Below are 19,574 nucleotides of genomic sequence, written 5' to 3'. Positions count from 1 at the left end.
TGCCCGGACCGCCTGGTGGTCGGCCGGTCAGTCGCCGGCGTTTTCGGCCTGCGACCTCAGCCGCTGGGCATAGACATTGATCACCAGTGCGGCGAGCAGGATCAGGCCGCGGATCAGGATCTTGAGGAACGGATCGATCTGGACGTGATCGAGGCCGTTATTCAGGACGCCGAGGACGAACAGCCCGACGATGGTGTTGGGAATGCCGCCGCGGCCGCCGAACAGGCTGGTGCCGCCGACCACCACCGCGGCGATCGCGTCGAGCAGGTAGGTGGTGAACTCGTTCTGCTGGGCGCTGCCGAAATAGGCGACGCCGAGCATGCCGGCGACGCCCGAGCAGACCGCGCCGATCACCAGCACCGCGCCGATGATGAACTTGACGTTGACGCCGGAATATTCGGCCGCCTCGCGGTTGCCGCCGACCATGTAGACGTAGCGGCCGAAGCGCGTGTAGGTCAGCACCAGATGGGCGACGAGCAGGAACAGCCCGGCGACGATGACGATCCACGGGACGCCGAAGATGCTGCCTGAGCCGAGGGTCAGCACGATATCCGGCACCGCATAGGCGATCTGGCCGCGGACGAAGAGCGCCGACATGCCGTCCGCGATCTGCATCATGGCGAGGGTCATGATGAAGGATGGGATGCCGATGAAGGTGACGCCGAAGGCGGTGACCATTCCGAGCGCGAAGCAGATGAGGAGGGCGATCAGGACCGCCACCAGGCCGGGGAGCGGCAGGTTGGCGATGTTCACGTAGCTTTCCTGCAGCGTGAAGAAGGCGACGACGATGCCGGTGACGTTGGCGATCGCGGCGACCGAAAGATCGATCTCGGCGCACAGGATGACGAAGGTCAGGCCGACCGCGATGATCGCGGTGATCGACACCTGGTTGAGGATGTTGGCGAAGTTGACGACGGTGAAGAAGGATTCGCTGGCAAAGCTGAAGAAGATCACCAGGAAGAGGAGCGTCGCGAAGGGCGCGATGTTGCGCAACTGACCGCGTACCCAGCCTCCGACTCCGCCGGCCCGCGCCGTTGCTGTCCCCGTATCCGACATTCCAGTTCCCCCCTCAGGCCGCTTCCAGCAGCCGGTCCTTGCTGACCGTGTCGCCGGCGAATTCGCGGACGATCTCGCCCTTCTTCATCACCAGGATCCGGTCGGCCAGCGACAGAACCGTCTCCGGCTCGGTCGAAACCACGATTACCGCGATTCCCTTGTCGCGCAGGCCGCGGACGATCCGCACGACATCCTCTTTCGCGCCGACGTCCATGCCGCGCGTCGGCTCGCTCAGGATCAGGACCTTGGGCGCATGGGTCAGCCACTTGGCGAGCGCCACCTTCTGCTGGTTGCCGCCGGAGAGGTTGCCGAGCAGCTGGTCCGGACCGGGCGTGCGGATGCGCAGGTTGTCGATATGGCCGCGGGCGATCTCGCGCTCCGACGACGGCTTGAGCAGCATCCGCGAAATCCGCTCCAGGATGCTGATCGACATGTTCTTGTAGAGCGGCTCGTGATGGAAGAGCATCGAGCGCCGGCTTTCCGGCACGTAGGCGATGCCCTCCTGCCGGGCGATCGAGGTCCGGGTCAGCTTGATCGGCTTGCCGTCGAGGGTCAGCACGCCCTGGGCGCGGATCTTGCCGAACAGCGCCCGCGCGAGCTCGATCTGGCCACAGCCCATGAAGCCGTAGATGCCGAGCACCTCTCCGGCGCGCACCTGCATCGAGACGTCCTGGAAGGTCCGCTCGTGGCTGAGGCCCCTGGTCTCCATGATAACGGGTGCGTCGAACTGGGTGTCGAGCGTGATCTCGCCGGTATAGCTCTCCTCGAGCTCGCGATGGCCGATGCCGATCATCTGCTCGATCACCTGGCGCTTGTCGATCTCGGCGACCGGCGAGGTGATCACTTTCTGACCGTTGCGGAAGATGGTGACGGTGTCCGAAATGCTGAGGATGTCGTCGAGGAAATGCGAGATGAACACCATGCTGCGGCCGCTGTCGCGCAGACGTCGCAGGGTGGTGAAGAGGAGCTCGACCTCGGGCGGCGAGAGCGCCGATGTCGGCTCGTCGAGAATGATGATGCGGGCGCCGGAAAACAGGACGCGGGCGAGCTCGATCAATTGCTGCAGGCCGATCGGCAACTCGCCGATGATCGTCGTCGGGTCGACGTGGATGCCGAGGCCGGCGAGGTGCTCGCGGGATTCGCGGACCATGCGCCGCCAGTCGATCGTGCCGAGGCGCGTCTTCGGCTGCGTGCCGAGAAAGACGTTCTCGGCGACCGTCAGGTCCGGGACGATGCTCAGTTCCTGATGGACCATGCCGACGCCGGCGTCGAGGGCATCGCGCGCGGACCGGAAACGGACGGGCTTGCCGTCGAGCTTCATCGTGCCCTGGAAGTCGTGGTGCACGCCGGCGATGATTTTCATCAACGTCGATTTGCCGGCACCATTCTCGCCGACAAGGCCGTGGATCTCGCCCGCCCGAAGTGAAAAATCGACACCCCGAAGCGCCTGGACGCCGCCAAACGACTTCGAGATGTCGATCATTTCGAGCAGCGGTGTGTCGCTGCTTTCAGTCATCGTACGACTTCAAATGCCGAGGATATCCTAGATGAGGTAGTGGCTTTCCATCCACAGCATGCCTTCGCCATTCGCCTTGGTGACGACCGGACCGTCGGTGACGATGTTCTTCGGGATGCCGTCGCCGGTCTTCTCGCCGGCAACCGCCGACACGCCGGCCACGATCGCGCCGCCGTGGATACGGCAGGACGGGTTGCGGACGGTGCCGAGCATGCGGCCGTCGAGCACCGCCTCGATCGCCGGGGGCATGGCGTCGACGCCGCCGATCAGCGTCTCGGTCCGGTTGTGACGCTTCATGACCTCATAGGCGGCGAGCGCCATGTCGTCATTGTGGAAGAAGGCGCCGTTGATCACCGGATACTTGGTGAGCAGCGTCTCCCAGATGCGGGCGACCTTGGATACGTCCCAGTCGGCCGGCTGGGTGTCGAGGACCTCGATGTCCGGATACTGGCTGACCACCGACTCGAAGCCCTTGGCACGGCCCTGCGCACCGGTATGTCCGAGGGCGCCCTGGGTCATGACCATGGTGCCCTTGCCGCCCATCGCGGTGACCAGAGCCTGGGTCATCGAGGCACCCATGAACTCGTTGTCCGGGGCGAGGAAGGTGTGGACGTTGATCGTGTCGAGCGGCGCGATCAGCGTGTCGAGGTCGATCACCGGGATGCCCTTTTCGATCATCTTGTTGACCGGGGCGGTAAGGGTACCGATGCCGAAGGCCTGGATGGCGACGAAGTCCCAGTCCTGCGAGGCCATGTTGTCGATGGCGGCGCGCTGCTTCACGGCGTCAAGCTGACCGTCGAACCAGGTGACCTCGACGTTGAAGAGCTTGCCCCAATACTCGGCCGCGGCCTTGCCCTGGGCACACCAGGTTGCTTGCAGGCCGGCGTTGGAAAATGCCGCCTTCAGCGGCTTTTCGGACATGCCGACGACCATGGCTTCGGCCATGGCGGGCGACACGCCCATGCCGGCAAGCGCGGCGAGGGCGGCGGCCGAACCGCCGGCTTTCTTGAAAAACTCGCGCCGTGATTGCGAATCGAGCTCGAAATCTCCAGACATTTTCGTTTCCTCCGGTTGGTAAGCGTCTTCTCGGAACGTCTTTTCTCGGAACGTCTTTTTGAATCGGGTCGGTCCGGTTCCGATTGATAGGGACAAATTGTCGTATGATTTGTCCGCTGGCAACCCCCAGCATCCGGGCGAGACAAGATGAGGCGGACCAGGCCGCCCGCCGAGCCTATTCAAACAGGCGCGTCCACACGTAGATGATCGCTATCAGCACGATCACGAGGACGCCCAGCACGACCAGATTGGTGCGGACGGCATTCTTCGCGGCACGCCGCTCAAGCCACCGCCGCGGCCGTATGCCCTTCCAGATGAAGACGAGCTGACTGCTGAGGTTGAGGCAGACGACGTTGGTGGCGAGCAGGATCAGGGCGCTGAAGGCACTGGCGAAGTTGCCGCCGCCGGCAAGGAAGCCGGCCGCGACCGCCGGAGGCATCAGCGCAACGGCGACCATGACGCCGACCAGCGTGCTCGCCAGCCGCGAGGTGATCGACAGGGAGGCGGCGACGCCGGAGGCGAAAGCGAGGACGACGTCGCCGTACCAGACATGCGTCCGCCTCAGCAGTTCCGCGCTCTCCATGTTCGCCGGCACCACGAGGCCGACCAGCACGGACAGGGCAAGCGTGATCGCGACGCCGGTGATCGAGGTTACGGCGGCCCGGCGCATCAGGGTGAGATCGCCGAGGGCGGCGCCAAGCGAAAATGCGAGATTCGGGCCGAGCAGGGGCGCGATCACCATGGCGCCGATGATCACGGCGACGTTGTCCTCGTTGAGGCCGATGGCGGCGACCACCGCGGAAATCAACGTCAGGACGATGTAGTTCTCGTCGACGCGCGCTCCGCTTGCGACATCCTCGTAGAGCTCCTCGCGCGCGGCAGTCGATCGGTTCGACTCCTGCCGCTTGACCTCCTCCTCCGACAGGCGCGGCAACGTTGCCTCGACCGGCAGCACGTTGATCCGCCACCCGTCCTCGCCTTCGAGCGAGGATTGCAGGGCATCGAGCACCTTCTGCGAATTGTCGGCCGAGACGACGATCTCGGCGGTGTGCAGTCCGTCGTCGCCGCCTTCCTCGATCTTGAGGTCGATCGGCTCGCAGCCCTCGGCCGCCGATCGAATCCGCTCGGCCAGCGGGTCGGGGAAGATCGCCAGGATGAGGCGTAGCGACATGGGCGGTCCCCGTCGGCTAGCGCGGCGAGCCCCGGTTGCCGCCCGATTCGTCGATCGCGATGACCTGGTTGCGCCTGACGGCCAGGGCCATGTCGCCCCGTTTGAGCTTGAGCGCCTTGTCGCCGAACAGTTCCCGCCGCCAGCCCTGCAATGCCGGGACGTCGGCCTGGTCGTCGGATGCGATCGCCTCGAGATCGTCGACGGTGGCGATGACCTTGGCGGCGACGCCGTGGTTCTCGCTGGTCATCTTGAGCAGGACCTTGAGCAGGTCGACCGCCGCGCCACTGCCGTTGGTCGCCGGCCGTGCCTTCGGCACGCGGGGCAGGGCATCCTTCGGGGTCGCCATGGCGCGGTCGACCGCGGCAAGAATGTCCTCCGCCGCGCGCGATCGCTCGAAGCCTTTCGGAATTGTCCGCAACTGGCCGAGGGCCGCGGCGGTAGCCGGCTGTTGCTGGGCGATCTCGTAGATGGCGTCGTCCTTGATGACGCGGCCGCGGGGTACGTCGCGCGACTGGGCTTCCCGTTCCCGCCAGGCCGCCACCTCCTGCAGGACCGCCAGCTCGATCGGCTTCCTTACCCGCATCTTCAGCCGTTTCCAGGCTGATCCCGGATCCATCTGGTAGGTTGTCGGCGAGGTCAGGATTTCCATTTCCTCCCGAACCCATTCGGTCCGGCCCTGCTTTTCAAGCCGCGCGGCAAGCGACTTGAACACGTCGCGGAGATGGGTGACGTCGGCGAGGGCGTATTCCTGCTGCCGCGCGGTCAACGGGCGCCGGCTCCAGTCGGTGAACCGCGAGGACTTGTCCAGCCTGGCGCCGGTCACCCGCTGGACGAGCTGGTCGTAGCTGATCGAATCGCCGAAGCCGCAGACCATGGCCGCCACCTGGGTATCGAAGACCGGGTGAGGCACCAGGCCGCCGAGGTGGAAGACGATCTCGATGTCCTGTCGCGCGGCATGAAAGACTTTGATCACTTCCTCATTCTTCATCAGCTCGAAGAATGGCAGAAGGTCGAGATCCGGCGACAGCGCGTCAATGATGACCGCTTCTTCGGGGCTCGCCATCTGGATGACGCAGAGTTTCGGCCAATAGGTCGTTTCCCGCATGAATTCGGTGTCGACGGTGACGAAGTCGAACCTGGCCAAACGCTTGCAGACTGCCGCCAGATCGGCGGTTTTGGTGATGATTGACATGGAACTCCTATAACCCAGCGGACCGGGATTGTCGCCAATCGCGCGGTGCTTTCGACCAATTCCGGGACAAATTCGCCGGTCGGCAAGAAACGACATGAGCTGTCGGCGCGATCTATCAGGAATAGCTAGGGATTCCGATATCGATGTCCGTCGGTCCGAATTCGGTTGGCAAGGTCGCCGGTGAGGACCTCGTCACGGGATTCCGCCCGGTCTCCGTGTCGCGGGGCATTGGAACCGGGTGGCGAACCGCCGGCGGGTGTCCTCCCTCGTCGTGCGACGCTTGACAAACGCGGGGCGCGCATGCGTTTTCTCGCGCCGGCCGGCAATGCCGGGCCGCCTGTCTCTCTCAACAAAACCGACGGACCCCCATGCACCGCTATCGGACCCATACCTGCGGCGATCTCCGCACCGCCAATGTCGGCGAAACCGTCCGTGTGTCGGGCTGGGTGCACCGGGTGCGCGACCATGGCGGGCTGCTGTTCATCGACCTCAGGGACCACTATGGCCTGACGCAATGCGTCGCCGATCCTGACTCCGCCGCCTTCAAGCTCGCCGAGATGGTACGCGCGGAATGGGTGATCCGCATCGACGGCGAGGTGAAGGCGCGCACCGCCGAGACGATCAATCCCAACCTGCCGACCGGCGAGGTCGAGGTCTTCATCCGCGAGATCGAGGTCCTGTCACAGGCGGGCGAGCTGCCGCTGCCGGTCTTCGGCGACCAGGAATATCCCGAGGAGACGCGGCTCAAATACCGCTTCCTCGACCTCCGGCGCGAAAAGCTCCACCAGAACATCATGAAGCGGTCGGAGATCATCTCATCGATCCGCCGCCGGATGCGCGACGCGGGCTTCTTCGAGTTCCAGACACCGATCCTGACCGCCTCGTCTCCGGAAGGCGCGCGCGACTTCCTCGTGCCGTCTCGCCTCCATCCGGGCAAGTTCTACGCGCTGCCCCAGGCACCCCAGCAGTTCAAGCAGCTGACCATGATCGCGGGCTTCGACCGCTACTTCCAGATCGCGCCCTGTTTCCGGGACGAGGATGCGCGCGCCGACCGCTCGCCGGGCGAATTCTACCAGCTCGATATCGAGATGAGCTTCGTCGAGCAGGAGGACGTCTTCAACGCGGTCGAGCCGGTGATGCGCGACCTCTTCGTCGAATTCGCCGAGGGGCGGACGGTCAGCGGGAGCTTTCCGCGCATCCCCTATGCCGAGGCGATCGCCAAATACGGCTCGGACAAGCCCGATCTCCGCAACCCGATCGAAATGGCGGACGTCACCGAGCATTTCCGCGATTCCGGATTCAAGGTCTTCGCCAGCCAGATCGCCGCCGATCCGACGGTCGAGGTCTGGGCGATCCCCGCGCCGACCGGCGGCAGCCGGGCCTTCTGCGACCGGATGAATTCCTGGGCGCAAGGAGAGGGCCAGCCGGGGCTCGGCTATATCTTCTTCCGCGACGACGGCGAGGGCGCCGGCCCGATCGCCAAGAATATCGGCCCGGAGCGGACCGAGGCGATCCGCGACAGGCTGCGCCTCGGCGACAACGACGCGGTCTTCTTCGTCTGCGGCCATCCGGCCAAGCACCATGTCTTCGCCGGCACGGCACGGCAGCGGATCGGCCGGGAGCTCAAGCTGATCGACGAGAATGCCTTCGCCTTCTGCTGGATCGTCGACTTTCCGATGTACGAGTGGAATGACGACCTCAAGCAGGTCGAGTTCTCGCACAATCCTTTCTCGATGCCGAACTATGACCACGAGGCCTTCCTCGCGCTCGATCCGTCCGACACCGACACCATCCTGTCGATCAAGGCGATCCAGTATGACATCGTCTGCAACGGCATCGAGCTTTCCTCGGGCGCGATCCGGAACCACAAGCCGGAGATCATGAGGAAGGCCTTCGCCATCGCCGGTCACGACGAGTCGGTGCTGACCGACAAGTTCGGCGGGATGCTGAACGCGCTTCAGTATGGAGCGCCGCCGCATGGCGGCATCGCGCCGGGAATCGACCGCATCGTCATGCTGCTCTGCGGCGAGGAGAACCTGCGCGAGGTCACGCTCTTCCCGATGAACCAGCGGGCGGAGGACCTGATGATGCGGGCGCCGTCCGAGGTTGGCGCCCGCCAGCTCGGCGAATTGCATATCCGGCTCAACCTGCCCGAATAGGGCAGGCGGCCGGTCTCCACCCGATCAGTTGGGCGGCTGCTGCGTCGCCGCCGGAGGCTCCGAGGCGCCGGGTGGCGGAGACTCGGGCGCCGGCGTTTCCTCGACCCCCGGTGCCGGGGCGGGAGCCGGGTTTGCCGGTTCAGGTCCGGGCGGCGGAGCCGGCGGCTCGCCTGCCTTGCCGGTGATGGTGAGGCCGAGGAGATCGACGAGCTTCTCCGGCGTCTTCGAAACCACGTCCGGAATGCTCATCACCTTCACGGGCGACGGCGGGTCGACGGTGAAGGTGATCGAGCCGCCGGGTGCCGCGACCAGCTCGACCACCGCGGGCGTCAGGTCCTTCATCAGGCCGGACTGCCGGACCAGCGCCGCCAGTGCCGGATCGCTGGCCGTGGCGATCGACATCAGGAAGGGTATCGCGCCGGCAAACTGCTTGCGAAACATCTCGAGCGGCACGGACATGCCAAGCTGCTCTCCGGCGAGCACCAGCGCGTTGCCGACGATGGTCTCGTCGGTGAAGGTCACCTCGCCATTGAGAAGGGTCAGGTTCGGCAGGGCCTGCTCGAGCGCCTTTTCGTCGGAAAACGCGGCGATCGGCAGGCCGCCGAGAGCGAAATGAAGCGCGACATTGCCGACCTGCTTGAGGCCGAAGCTGAGATCCTTGACGGTTAATACGTCGCTGTTCGGGTCCCATTCGGTGTCGGCGAAGAGGTTGAAATCAAGCTCCTCGTAGCCGAAGCGCTCGAGGAGCTGGCGCGCCTGGCGGTCTTCGACGGCCGAGGTGGGCATCTTGAGCCCGGCCAGCTCGGCCCTCGTTCGGGACGGGATGTAGCCGACATAGTCCGACGACACGACGGAGAACCGGTCGAGGCTCATCCGGTCGATGTCCGGGGTCTGGACTTCGAGACCCGCGAGCTCGACGCTTCCGACCTTTGGGGCGAAGGATTCGGGGTCGGGATCCTGGCCCCTGCCGATCGTCTCGACCAGCCGCGTCAGGCCATCGATTCCGCCGAAGGGCATGTCGCCGATCGCGAAACGGCCGAGTCGCATCGCGAACTGGCCGCGGATCGCGGCCTCGAGCCCTTCGATCGCGATTTCCCCGAGGCCGTCGACCGAAGCGTCGGTCAGCGAGAAATGGTCGAAAGAGAACCGGTCGATGCCGGTGGCATCGATGGTGAAGCCGTTGACGCCGATCCGCCCGAATGACCACGAGCCGAGGAGGCCGGGCAGGTGCCGGAGCGCGAGCTGTTGCGCCAGCGCATCCGGCATGTCCGGCGCGACCATCACCGAATCGAGGAAGAAACCGAAGGGGACCGGCGGCTGGCGGACACGGGTATCCTCGACGACGACGCTGTCGATCAGCAGCCGGATACCGGTCATGTCCATTTCGACGTCGTTGTAGGAAGCGACACCGATACCCTGGTGCCAGACCATGTCGCCGACGCCACCCGCGTAGAGATCGGGATCGTAGACCCGGACAAAGGCGGCGAGGTCCATGTCGCTGCCCTCGATACTGCCGATCGTGGTGTTGACCAGGCCCTGGGGGGACGGGGATTCCATGCGGATCGGGCCGGCGCGCATCGACGCCAGCTTGCCGTCCCCGAAACCGTCGAGGCGAAGGTGGTCGTAGGTGATGCGGGTCTCGACGCCGTCGAGCGTCTCGACCACGGCGACCGAGCCGACGCGGGCGCGATCGAACCGCGCCTTGAGGGCTTCGCCGTAGAGCTTGACCATCGAGGTGAGGGGCTTGCTCGGCACGAAGGCCACCTCATCCATCAACGGGACGAAGAGGTTTTCGATGCCGAGGTCGCCGATTTCGATGGTGGCGAAGCCAAGCTTCACCACGCCCCCGTCGGCGAGCACCGACTTGACCGTGAAGCTGCCGTCGGGCGACGCCGAATAGCCGTCGACCGTCAGCTTGGCGATCGAGATTTCGGTGCCGAGGGTCTCGGTGCGGGCGACGAAATCGATCAGGGTCGCCGTGTCGGTCGACGGATCGTAGTTCAGCCAGCCGTAGCTGGCCGACCAGTCGGGCAGGGCATCGATGGCCGCCACCTTTTCGCGCAGCGCGGTCTCGACCGGTTCCTCCGCGACCGCGATCTGGGGAAGAAGCAGAAGAGCCCCGGCAAGGGCGAGGCGGTATCGCGACATCATCGAATCACTCTCTGAAGGGGTAGCGGCACCCCCTTGGCAGAAAGGTCCCGGCCTCCTTCGGAGACCGGGACCGCGTCAGCATCAGTTATTGGCAACCACGTCGACCGCAAGCATGTCGGGAAGGGTCTGCGGCGCCTGGTTGGCGGTGCCCATGATCTCCACGAACTTGACCGGCTGCGCCGGCGACACGGTGATGGAGATCGACTTGGGGTCGTTGAGGAACGCTGCGCCGGCCTTGGCCACCTTGTCCTGGAAGGCCGGATTGCCGATGAAGTTCAGCATGAACGGCAGGGCACCGGCGAACTGGGTGACGACATCCTGGCGCTGGACGCCCATCATCTTGGCCTGCATGTCGAGGACACGCTCGACGACACCGGCATTGTCGAAGCGGATGCTCAGGTTCTCAAGGGCGCCGTCCTTGCCGGCGTCACCGGGATCCTTGCCCTGCATGATGTCGCCGAGCGAGACGCCGTTGAACTTGCCGGCGATCGCCAGCTTGCCAACGTCGACGGTATCAAGCGTGAATCCGCGCAGCGTCAGGACATCGCCTTCGGTCTCATAGGCGCCGGCGACATTGAGGTTGACCGTGAAGCCGTCGGTATAGCCGAGTTCGTCAAGGATCGCCTTCTGCTGCGGGTCCGCGGCGAAGACCTCCGGGGGAATGCTGATCGACGCGACCTTCATGTCGAAGTCGCGCGGATTGCCCTTGTCGTCGATGTCGATGGCGACGCCGAGCGATCCGATGTCGAGCGCGGCGGGCATGTCGCTGCCCAAAATCGACAACCCGGTGAGCGTGACTTCGCTGAAGGGACGGATATGGGCCTTGGCCTTGATCTCGGCGGGCGACGGGACGGTTGCGTCCTTGAGCGAGCCCATCTGCCAGGTGACGTTGGTGTCGCTGTCGACGACCTTGCCGTTGTCGAAGGTCATGGCGCTGGCGGTGAAGCCGCCCGGATCGCGCGGCTGGGCATTGGCGATGGTGATGGTCGGGATGGTGATGACGCCGCCATTCGGGTTGGTGGCGGTAAAGCCGGTGACCGTCACGTCGTCGCCGATCGCGGTGGCGCCTTCATATTTGGCGGTCGTGTTGTCGCCCGACTGCATGGCGGCAACGAGGGCATCGGCGATGGCCGTCGCATCGGCCGCGAAAGCCTGGGTCGCGCCAAGCGCGAAGCAGAGCGCGGCGCCACCGAGGGCGAGGGAAGACAGTTTGAGGGACATTGACACCTCCTTGGGGGGACAAAAGGCAGGCGCCAGTCCAGAAATGCCACCGGGCGCCGATCGGCCGGCATATTCGCCGGAGTTAGTGGCAAGGGCAAGGCCGGAAACCGCTCGCCTTCACCGACAAGTTTCCCGTTAAACCAAGTGTTTGCGGGCTTTGGAGGATCGGCCATTGTGACCTTTGTCACACCGCCGCCGGGATTCCGGAAGCTTGTATCGACCGATCACTCGGTCGGCCGACGCGGCTCGATCGATTCGTCGATCTCCTGCTCGGTCCCCTCCGGATCGATGAGGCGCATCAGGTCGCAACGGGTGAATTCGGGCGTATTTTCGCAGATCGCCCTGAGTGCCGCCCGCGTCGCCGCCTCGCCCGGCATGCCGCAGACAACGTGGGTTGAATGGAATTCCGGCAGCCAGGCGACCATCAGCCCCGACCAGCCGGCCGGGAAGCACCAGCGCGTCGGGAAGCATTCCTGACCGCCCGACTCGTCGGTGCATTTGGATCGCGCGCAGGCGAGGGTCTCACCGGCGTCGCCGCCTCGGCACCACCAGGTGCCTTCCTCGGCCTGCGCGAAGCCGATGCCTTCCGGGCCGTCGGCCGCGGCGGCGGCCATCGGGCCGGCCGCCAGGGCGAAGAGCAAGGGGGCCAGGAGCCTCATCGCGGTCCGCCCGGTCCGGTCCTACCGGCCGTAGACGAAGAAGACGTCGGGCCTGTCGACATACCGGCCGTTGAAATACATGGCGCGCCCGGCATACCAGTCGACCCGCTCCTCGCTCGGCGAGCGGATCGGGGCGGAGGCGAGATAGGCGGCCTGCGGCGGGACATAGACCGGTTTCAGCCTGGTGCCGTGGCGGGTGCCGACAGGCGATACGTTCAGGGTCTGGGTCAGCGGCGCGTAACCGAGATATTCGCCGAACACCCAGCCGCGATGGCCCTTGTAATAGACCTCGCACCAGCCGGCGCAGCGATAGACCTCGACCGTGTCGCCGGCCGGAATGACGGTCAGCCGCCCGTAGCCGGTGCCGGGACCGTTGCGGATGATCAGGTTCGTCCTGGTATTGCTCGACCACGCCTGCGCGGTCTCGGGGGCGACGCCAAGCGCCAGGATCGCGGCGACGAAAAGGGAACGCAGCAACATTGGCCCTTCCTCCTGTCGGATATCGTGGCGGAGGCTAGCCGCCGGAAGTTGCCAAGCCGCCAACGGCGGCCCGAATGGCCGGCTGAAGTCGGTTCTCGGTTAACCGCCGCTTACCGGGCGGTTCGGATCAATACTTCGCCGAAGGGTCGCTGGCCGGGAAGGATTCGTCGGAATCCTCGTCGACCTCGTCCCATTCCTTCGGTGGATCGCGCATCGAATCCGGACCCGCGGGCCGGACCGGTGGCGGCGGAACGACTTCCTCGTCGGGGCGCTTGCCGGCGGGCGGGGAGGGGTCTCTCTCGTTCTTTCGATCGTCATCGGCATGCATGGTCCGATTCCTTTCGATCAGGCTGATGGCACGTGGGCGGGCGGAGGTCCGTTCCGCCGCGTTCCAGTCACGCGACAAAACATATAGTGCGCGCCGGTACGGGCCCCAAATTTTCTTCGGCCGGTACTGGCAAAATCACCGCGATCCGGTTACATACGGCGCCAGAAAACGGTGTCCGAAGCGGGGCGGCGGCCAGAAAGCCACTCCGCGGCGGTTTGCTGTACCTGCGGCAAACCGGGCATCAAGAGGTCAAATCAATCACTGGCCGCCAGGCGCGGCCGACCGAAAGGAACGTCTGTTGCAGATATTCGTGCGCGACAACAATGTCGACCAGGCGATGAAGGTCCTCAAGAAGAAGATGCAGCGCGAGGGCGTTTTTCGCGAGCTGAAGCGGAAGCGATTCTACGAAAAGCCGTCCGAAAAGCGGGCGCGCGAAAAGGGCGAGGCGATCCGCCGGGCCCGCAAGCTGGTCCGCAAGCAGGCCCAGCGCGAAGGCCTTCTCCCGGCGCCGAAGAAGCGCGTCATGGGCGCGGGCGGCCGCGGCGGCCGCTGAGGCGGGCCGCTTCGCCAGGGGCCTGCGCGCGCCCACGGGTCCGTCGTCGCCGACCGAACGCCGCCGGACCACGGCCCGGTGTCCTGACATCGCAATCCGCGACCCTTTGGCCCTCGCCGGACGGGCGAGGCCGGGTGTAGTGTCCGCGCCGTGACCGATCCATCCGCCGACAGATACCGCGACGAATTCCGCAAGCTGGGGATTGCCCGGGTGCGCAACGAGCTTGTGCTGCGGCGCTGGCACAAGGACAAGCTCGCCGCGGCGCGGAGCTGGGTCGAGCGGCAGGATGTCGACGACTGGATGGCCACCCGGCGCGACAAGCCGGCCAGGCCGCCGCGCGGCCAGTCGGCCAAGAAATGGGCCGGAATCATCGTCGTCGTCTTCGGCCTGATCTTCGCCGCCGAACGGCTGCTGCGAATGATGGGGCATCTCTGACCCGCCGGTCGGCCCGACAGGCGGGTCAGCTCCGAGATCGCCGACGCCTATAAGACCCGGTCGACCCACCACGGGCCGCTGACGTCGCGGATCTGCCCGTTCAGTTCCGCGTAACGGACGGCGTCGACTTCCGCCATGATCGCCGCGGCGACGGCCGGTTCGTCGAATGGCTTCACCTTGCAGCGGTAGTAGATGCCTTCGTTGGTGAGATCGGTGACATAGCCGGCGAGCGCGGCCCTGAGCTTGTCCTCGGACACGCCTTCCTCGGCGCCGATCAGCAGCTCGCCCGGCGCCGCGCCATAAAGGATATCGACCTCCTTGTAGCCGGCACCGCTGAAGACGGCCGCTTCGCTGAATTCCGGGAATTCGCCGTCGCCGCGCCCGATCGTCCGGTAGTCCCAGCCTTCCTTGATCGTCGGCACCTGATAGGGAAGCGTCACCAGCGCCAGTCTCGGCTTTCCGATGTCGATCGCGTAGATGAACTCGGGCTCGAAGTAGTAGACGACCTTGTGGCCGTCGACGTCGCCGTTGGTCTGGCGGATGTAGTAGAGCTGGATGCTCTTGATGGCCGCGCTGACCCCGGTCGCCTTCTCGATAGCTGTCCGGAGCGTTTCTTCGACGGGCGTATCGTCACCCTTGCGGGACGGAAGCGGCCGCTCCGACGACATGGCGTATCCACGCATCATCTGCCCCCATTCGCTGTCTGCGAGGTAGGGGAATCTATCATTCTCGCAGAGGTTGCGCAAAGCAGGCGTGATTCGGCACTGGCGCTCAGTAGCCGGCCCGCTTGTCGACCAGGTTGAGCAACGGCTCGCCGGCGGCGTAGCGCTCGAAATTCTCGACGAATTTCAGCATCGCCGCGTCGATCCAGCCCGGCGTGTGGTCGGCGCTGTGCGGCGAGACGAGGACGTTGTCGAGATCCCAGAGCGGGCTTTCGGCTGGAAGCGGCTCGGTTGCGAAGACGTCGAGGGCGGCACCGCGAATCCGTTTTTCCGCGAGCGCTTCGGCCAGCGCCGCCTCGTCGACCACCGCGCCGCGACCGACATTGATGAAGACCGCGGAAGGTTTCATGGCGGCGATCTCGGCCTTGCCGAGGAAGCCCCGGGTCTCGGGTGTCAACGGGGAGCAGACCACGACATAATCCGACCCGGCAAGCAGGTCGCGAAGGCCGTCCGGCCCGAAGGCGCGCGCGACCAGCGGATCCCCGGCGCAGAGCTCGGGGCGGCGGCGATGGGCCCAGACCGTCATGCCGAAGGCGTTGGCGAGTGCCGCCGTTGCCTGGCCGATGCTGCCGTAGCTGACGATCCCCATGGTCTTGCCGTGGAGTTCCTCGACCTCCATGTCGCCCCAGCGATGCGCGACCTGCTGGGCCCGCATGTCGCCGACCTTCTTGGCGAAGAACAGCGCGCCGAGGATGGCGAATTCGCCGAGCGATCGGCTGAACACGCCGCGCCCATTGGTGAGCGGCACCGGGCTCTCGATCAGCTCGGGGAAGAGGGAATTCTCGACGCCGGCCGACATCGAGTGCACCCACTTGAGGTTCGGCGCCATGAGGAAGACCTCGCGGAAGATCTCGAGCGGCTCCATGCAGTTGAGCAGGACGCCGGCCTCGGTCGCGCGGCCCGCGAAATCCTCCGGCCGGATGCCGACAACGCACTCGGCCTCCGGGGGGAGCCGGTCGAGGAGGCGGAGGAAGCCGGCCCCCGGTTTGGAGATCACGAGGATGGTCGATGGTGGCATGGGGAGAGAGGTCCGGTTATTCGGTCGGGGACGATCGGGCGTGTGGTCAGGGCCGGGAGGAGGCGGCCACCCGGATACTCCATGGTTCGGCAGGGTTGTTCAATGGGCGGGCAAGGCTCAGGGCAGGATGGCGAAGGCCCGCGCCGGGAAGCCGAAACCATTCTCGACCTTCGGCCAGGTGACGACGATGACCGCGCCGGTCTCCGGCACTTGATCGAGATTGGCCATCACCTCGATCTGGTAGTGGCCGTTCCTGAGAAGCCAGGTCTCCGACTCCATCGTGTCGGTGATGTCGGTGTCGAGGGCCTCGTGTCCGATCGCGGTCACGTGGCGCTCCTCGAACAGGAGCTTGATGACGTCGAGCGACCAGGCCGGGAAGGGATGGCGCTTGAACCGCTCCGGGTTCGTGTCCCAGTCCTTGTACATGTCGGTACGAAGCGCCGCGAAGGCCCCGGCCGGCACCGGCCCGTGCTCCTTCTCCCAGGCCGCCAGGTCGGCGACCGAAAAGGCGTGGGCGGGATCGTCCGCGAGGTACTTCGTGTCGTCGAGCACGACGAGCGGCAGGATCATCTGGTCGAGCGGGATGTTGTCCATGGTGGTCCCGTCGGGATCGAAATGCGCCGGCGGATCGACATGCGTCCCGTACTGGCCGACCAGCGAATAGAAGATGGTGCGGAAGCCGTCCTCAGCGATCGTGTAGGGCCGGTGGGTGACCGGATCGGAAGCCGCCGACATCGTCGCCTGGCCGAAGCCCTCCCAGACCGGGGTGTCGACCCCGAAGCTGTGGGTGAGGTCGACCTTGGGCTTCGTCGCGATCACCGCATAGGCATCGGCGAGCGACATCTCGGCCGCCAGCGCGCCGGGGGCCGGAAGGACGAGGCAGGCGGCGCTCACGCCAATGGCCGTGAAGAGCAATGAAACCGGCTTCATGTCGACGACCTCTGTCAGTGAACCGCGCGGGTCAGTTCTGGCCCGACGGCTCTATCATTCCCAGTCCGTCGATGAACAGCGTCGCGTTCTTGAACAGCCTGGGGATCGCGTCGTCGAGAATGACGACGTTGAAGGAGATGGCATCGCCCTCGACCGTCGGCGACTCGACGATCAGGACCGAATGGGTGTTGCCGCCGGCGCGATAGATGGAGAGTTCGGCATTCGGCGGATCGTCCTTGAAGCTGTCGGCCCCCTTGCTCCACAGGTCGACAAACGCCTTCAGGTCCATCTGGCCGGAGGTCCGTTGCGGGCGCTCGGCGAAATAGACCACGACGGGCACGGTCTTCAGGGTCAGCGTCTCGCCCGAGAACGTGCCCGACGCCGCGCTCATCGAGAAGACGTAGCGATCGCCGCCGGCGGCGGTGTCGAGGGGCGTATTGTCGGCGGCGCGGGCTGTCGCCACGGTGGCGACGAGGGAGACGGCGATCGCGGCGGCTCGGTACATCGGTCTCTCCAAGTCCGGGCGACGGCATCGCGGGAAAAATCGACGGAACGAGGCAATCGCGAGACCCGACTATCGGCCGTTTCGTCCGCGGCTTGCAACCCGGAGGGCGGCCGATGGTCAATGCTTGGTGTGCGGCCCTGCTTCGCGGCGCAACGGTTTTTTTCCGCATGCCCTGTCGAATGCGCGGCCGGTCGCGCGTCGTGAGGATATCACAGGCCCGGCAGTCCGCACGCCGGCAGACGAAGGAGACCGAGAATGATCCGAAGCGCCCTGACCGCCATCGTCCTGACCGCGGCAATGCTTGCCGCCCCGGCCCTGACGCAAGCCGAAGAAGGAAAGACGGAGACGCAGACCCCGACGCCGGCCGCGACAGCCCCCGACAGGTCCGGCCATGTCGAGGCCGGCGGCATCAGCTACTATTACGAGATCCGCGGGCAGGGCGAGCCGCTGCTCCTGCTCCATGGCGGGCTCGGTTCGATCGACATGTTCCAGTTGCTCATGCCGATCTTCACCGGCCATCGCCAGGTGATCGCCGTCGATCTTCAGGGCCACGGCCGCACCGAGCTCGGCAACCGGCCGATCAGCCTGATCGACATGGGCGACGACATGGCGACCATCCTCGATGCGCTCGGCTACGGCGAGGTGGATGTGCTCGGCTATTCGCTCGGCGGCGGCGTCGCCCTGCGGCTGGCGGTGCAGCACCCCGACACGGTCCGGCGGCTGGCGATCGTGTCGGCGCCTTTCGCGCAGGACGGGTTCTTTCCGGAGATGCTGCCCCAGCAGGCGGCGGTCGGCGCCGGCATGGCCGAGATGATGAAGGAGACGCCGATGTACAAGTCGTACATCGCGGTGGCGCCGCATCCGGAGGATTTCCCGAGGCTGCTCGACGCCATGGGCGCCTACATGCGCCAGCCCTACGACTGGGCCGACGACGTGAAGACGCTGAAGATGCCGGTGATGCTGGTCTACGGCGACAGCGACATGATCCGGCCGGAGCATATCGTGGAATTCTACCACCTGCTCGGCGGCGGCCTCCGCGACGCCGGCTGGATGCGCGAGAACATGGCGCAGAACCGCCTGGCGATCCTGCCCGACCTCACCCACTACGAGATGTTCGCCGCGCCGGCGCTGGCCCATACGACGCTGCCGTTTCTCGACGGCAGGAGCGGCGCGACGAGCTGGGCCGAGGCGGTCGAGGGGAAGTAGGGCGGGTTAGCCGAAGGCGTAACCCGCCATTGGCCGTCGAAAATAGCGGAAGCCGGATTGGCCCGATTGCCGGTTAGCGGCGGATTACGCTCCGCTAATCCGCCCTACGCGCTATTGAGCGTTTGGAAATAGCGGCGGGCGGATTGGCCCCCTTATCGATAAGTCGGAGGATTAGGCTTCGCCAGTCTGACTACGTGCTTCCTCAACCGCAAGAGCGGCTATCTATCGGGCTGCTCGAATAAAGCGAACAAGCTTATTGACTTGAGTTTTCAGGTCCAACGTCCATTCAGTCCATTCCCCCTCGCAGGCTACCCTCGCGTACTCGACTTTATCCGTCTTTTTGGACTCAAGAATTCGTTGATACCGCGTCCATTTCTTGGAAGTCCCAGCGAACCTACAAGACAACTGTGTCAGAAGAGACTCCGGTATGTAATTCTCGATTTCCCTGCCTTGTGTGATCCAACAAAATCCGCCGGCGTTAACTATCTCCTCTTCCACACGACGTTTTGTTTTGCCCAGCCGCCCTTTTGGGGCGTCCCGATCACTATCGATTAACACAGCAAAATCTCGAGAGAAGGATACGGCTTTCACCAAGTCATTCTCGACATCATCAAAGCCATGATGGCTCAAGATTCTGCCGCCATAAAATAAGATCGAATAATCTATTCCTTCCTTCAAGCCCGAGTCGATCATCTTAATCCAATGATTCAAATAAATGCGATCCGATGGACCCTCAACCCAAATTGCATACCTTGTTTGAATCAATTCACTCGGAGAATGTCCGAGATCCCGCACCGCCCGATAGCGTTCACCATTTGTTTGTACATTCGAAGCAACACTCTCGCCCTCGTGTTCGGATATTTTAAGGATATCGCTTTCGACGGCGTCTAAACAAGCCGCCGAGTGGGTGGCGACTATAAAGTGCGTATCGTCGACTTCGTTCAGATAGGAAATTATTCGCTTTTGTGCTCTAGGGTGAAAATGAAGTTCCAATTCGTCGATTAGGACGAACTTTTTGGAAAAACTGAATGACGCAAGGCCAATCATCAGAGACTGTTCGACGCCTGTGCCCAGACTCGACAGTGGTCGAGGTACGCCGTCGATTGTCACAATAACGGTAAGTCTATTTGTTGGTATCGCAATTTCTATTTTTTTCTTTTCTAAAACATACTCCATGAAGCGGCATATATCCTCCAAGCGCTCCCGCTGGGAGAGT

At 64.7% G+C, this 19,574-nt stretch carries 19 protein-coding genes; 4 read left to right on the top strand and 15 right to left on the bottom strand.

Translation table 11 applies throughout. The features are described 5' to 3' along the window. Positions 1 to 27: 27 nt before the first annotated feature. The 5 genes from KDJ86_RS09785 to rnd form a co-directional block, all read right to left on the bottom strand. On the bottom strand, positions 28 to 1,056 hold the full coding sequence (locus KDJ86_RS09785) for an ABC transporter permease (RefSeq protein ID WP_291745103.1): 1,029 nt from the start codon (positions 1,054 to 1,056) through the stop codon (positions 28 to 30). Positions 1,057 to 1,069: 13 nt separating this feature from the next. Next, positions 1,070 to 2,572: a sugar ABC transporter ATP-binding protein gene (locus KDJ86_RS09780; protein ID WP_291745101.1), complete on the bottom strand. Its 1,503-nt coding sequence runs from the start codon at positions 2,570 to 2,572 to the stop codon at positions 1,070 to 1,072. Positions 2,573 to 2,599: 27 nt separating this feature from the next. Next, positions 2,600 to 3,628 (bottom strand): sugar ABC transporter substrate-binding protein, encoded by a 1,029-nt coding sequence (locus KDJ86_RS09775; protein WP_291745100.1) that lies wholly within the window; start codon positions 3,626 to 3,628, stop codon positions 2,600 to 2,602. Positions 3,629 to 3,803: 175 nt separating this feature from the next. Continuing rightward, positions 3,804 to 4,799 (bottom strand): TIGR00341 family protein, encoded by a 996-nt coding sequence (locus KDJ86_RS09770; RefSeq protein WP_291745098.1) that lies wholly within the window; start codon positions 4,797 to 4,799, stop codon positions 3,804 to 3,806. A 16-nt stretch (positions 4,800 to 4,815) separates the two neighbouring features. Further along, entirely contained in the window at positions 4,816 to 5,991 is a 1,176-nt protein-coding gene (gene rnd / locus KDJ86_RS09765; protein WP_291745096.1) for a ribonuclease D, read from the bottom strand. A gap of 368 nt (positions 5,992 to 6,359) precedes the next feature. On the opposite strand from rnd, the gene aspS reads away from it, so the two are divergent. Next, on the top strand, positions 6,360 to 8,150 hold the full coding sequence (aspS, locus tag KDJ86_RS09760) for an aspartate--tRNA ligase (protein WP_291745095.1): 1,791 nt from the start codon (positions 6,360 to 6,362) through the stop codon (positions 8,148 to 8,150). 24 nt (positions 8,151 to 8,174) lie between these two features. Here aspS and KDJ86_RS09755 read toward each other — a convergent pair whose 3' ends face one another. The 5 genes from KDJ86_RS09755 to KDJ86_RS09735 form a co-directional block, all read right to left on the bottom strand. Continuing rightward, the gene (locus KDJ86_RS09755) at positions 8,175 to 10,298 is read right to left on the bottom strand and encodes an aq_1923 C-terminal domain (protein WP_291745093.1); all 2,124 of its coding nucleotides are present in this window, start codon (positions 10,296 to 10,298) and stop codon (positions 8,175 to 8,177) included. Between the two features lie 84 nt (positions 10,299 to 10,382). Then, entirely contained in the window at positions 10,383 to 11,522 is a 1,140-nt protein-coding gene (locus tag KDJ86_RS09750; protein ID WP_291745091.1) for an aq_1923 C-terminal domain, read from the bottom strand. A 224-nt stretch (positions 11,523 to 11,746) separates the two neighbouring features. Continuing rightward, on the bottom strand, positions 11,747 to 12,181 hold the full coding sequence (locus KDJ86_RS09745; RefSeq protein WP_291745089.1) for a hypothetical protein: 435 nt from the start codon (positions 12,179 to 12,181) through the stop codon (positions 11,747 to 11,749). Positions 12,182 to 12,202: 21 nt separating this feature from the next. Next, positions 12,203 to 12,661, bottom strand: coding sequence for an SH3 domain-containing protein (locus KDJ86_RS09740; protein ID WP_291745087.1), 459 nt, complete (start codon positions 12,659 to 12,661; stop codon positions 12,203 to 12,205). A gap of 127 nt (positions 12,662 to 12,788) precedes the next feature. Next, positions 12,789 to 12,989, bottom strand: coding sequence for a hypothetical protein (locus KDJ86_RS09735; RefSeq protein WP_291745086.1), 201 nt, complete (start codon positions 12,987 to 12,989; stop codon positions 12,789 to 12,791). 298 nt (positions 12,990 to 13,287) lie between these two features. Between KDJ86_RS09735 and rpsU the strand changes: the two genes are divergently transcribed. Beyond that, positions 13,288 to 13,542 carry a 30S ribosomal protein S21 gene (rpsU, locus tag KDJ86_RS09730; RefSeq protein WP_291745084.1) on the top strand — a complete coding sequence of 85 codons (255 nt, stop codon included), beginning with the start codon at positions 13,288 to 13,290 and terminating at the stop codon, positions 13,540 to 13,542. A gap of 150 nt (positions 13,543 to 13,692) precedes the next feature. Further along, the gene (locus KDJ86_RS09725; RefSeq protein ID WP_291745083.1) at positions 13,693 to 13,977 is read left to right on the top strand and encodes a hypothetical protein; all 285 of its coding nucleotides are present in this window, start codon (positions 13,693 to 13,695) and stop codon (positions 13,975 to 13,977) included. 47 nt (positions 13,978 to 14,024) lie between these two features. Here KDJ86_RS09725 and KDJ86_RS09720 read toward each other — a convergent pair whose 3' ends face one another. The 4 genes from KDJ86_RS09720 to KDJ86_RS09705 all read right to left on the bottom strand — a co-directional run bounded on the left by KDJ86_RS09720 (position 14,025) and on the right by KDJ86_RS09705 (position 17,152). After that, positions 14,025 to 14,660 (bottom strand): hypothetical protein, encoded by a 636-nt coding sequence (locus KDJ86_RS09720; protein WP_291745082.1) that lies wholly within the window; start codon positions 14,658 to 14,660, stop codon positions 14,025 to 14,027. 88 nt (positions 14,661 to 14,748) lie between these two features. Beyond that, the gene (locus tag KDJ86_RS09715; protein ID WP_291745081.1) at positions 14,749 to 15,717 is read right to left on the bottom strand and encodes a D-2-hydroxyacid dehydrogenase; all 969 of its coding nucleotides are present in this window, start codon (positions 15,715 to 15,717) and stop codon (positions 14,749 to 14,751) included. Between the two features lie 117 nt (positions 15,718 to 15,834). After that, positions 15,835 to 16,647, bottom strand: coding sequence for a cyclase family protein (locus KDJ86_RS09710; RefSeq protein ID WP_291745080.1), 813 nt, complete (start codon positions 16,645 to 16,647; stop codon positions 15,835 to 15,837). 31 nt (positions 16,648 to 16,678) lie between these two features. Continuing rightward, positions 16,679 to 17,152 carry a hypothetical protein gene (locus KDJ86_RS09705; RefSeq protein WP_291745078.1) on the bottom strand — a complete coding sequence of 158 codons (474 nt, stop codon included), beginning with the start codon at positions 17,150 to 17,152 and terminating at the stop codon, positions 16,679 to 16,681. A gap of 255 nt (positions 17,153 to 17,407) precedes the next feature. Between KDJ86_RS09705 and KDJ86_RS09700 the strand changes: the two genes are divergently transcribed. Further along, positions 17,408 to 18,358, top strand: coding sequence for an alpha/beta fold hydrolase (locus KDJ86_RS09700; protein ID WP_291745075.1), 951 nt, complete (start codon positions 17,408 to 17,410; stop codon positions 18,356 to 18,358). Positions 18,359 to 18,580: 222 nt separating this feature from the next. Here KDJ86_RS09700 and KDJ86_RS09695 read toward each other — a convergent pair. Next, a partial coding sequence (locus tag KDJ86_RS09695) for an ATP-dependent nuclease (RefSeq protein WP_291745073.1) occupies positions 18,581 to 19,574 on the bottom strand: 994 nt, incomplete at its 5' end.

This window comes from Bauldia sp., from assembly GCF_020442045.1.
Taxonomy (GTDB): domain Bacteria; phylum Pseudomonadota; class Alphaproteobacteria; order Rhizobiales; family Kaistiaceae; genus Bauldia.
Note: the sequence above shows the minus strand (reverse complement) of the source record. Positions and strands in the feature narration are given on the sequence as shown.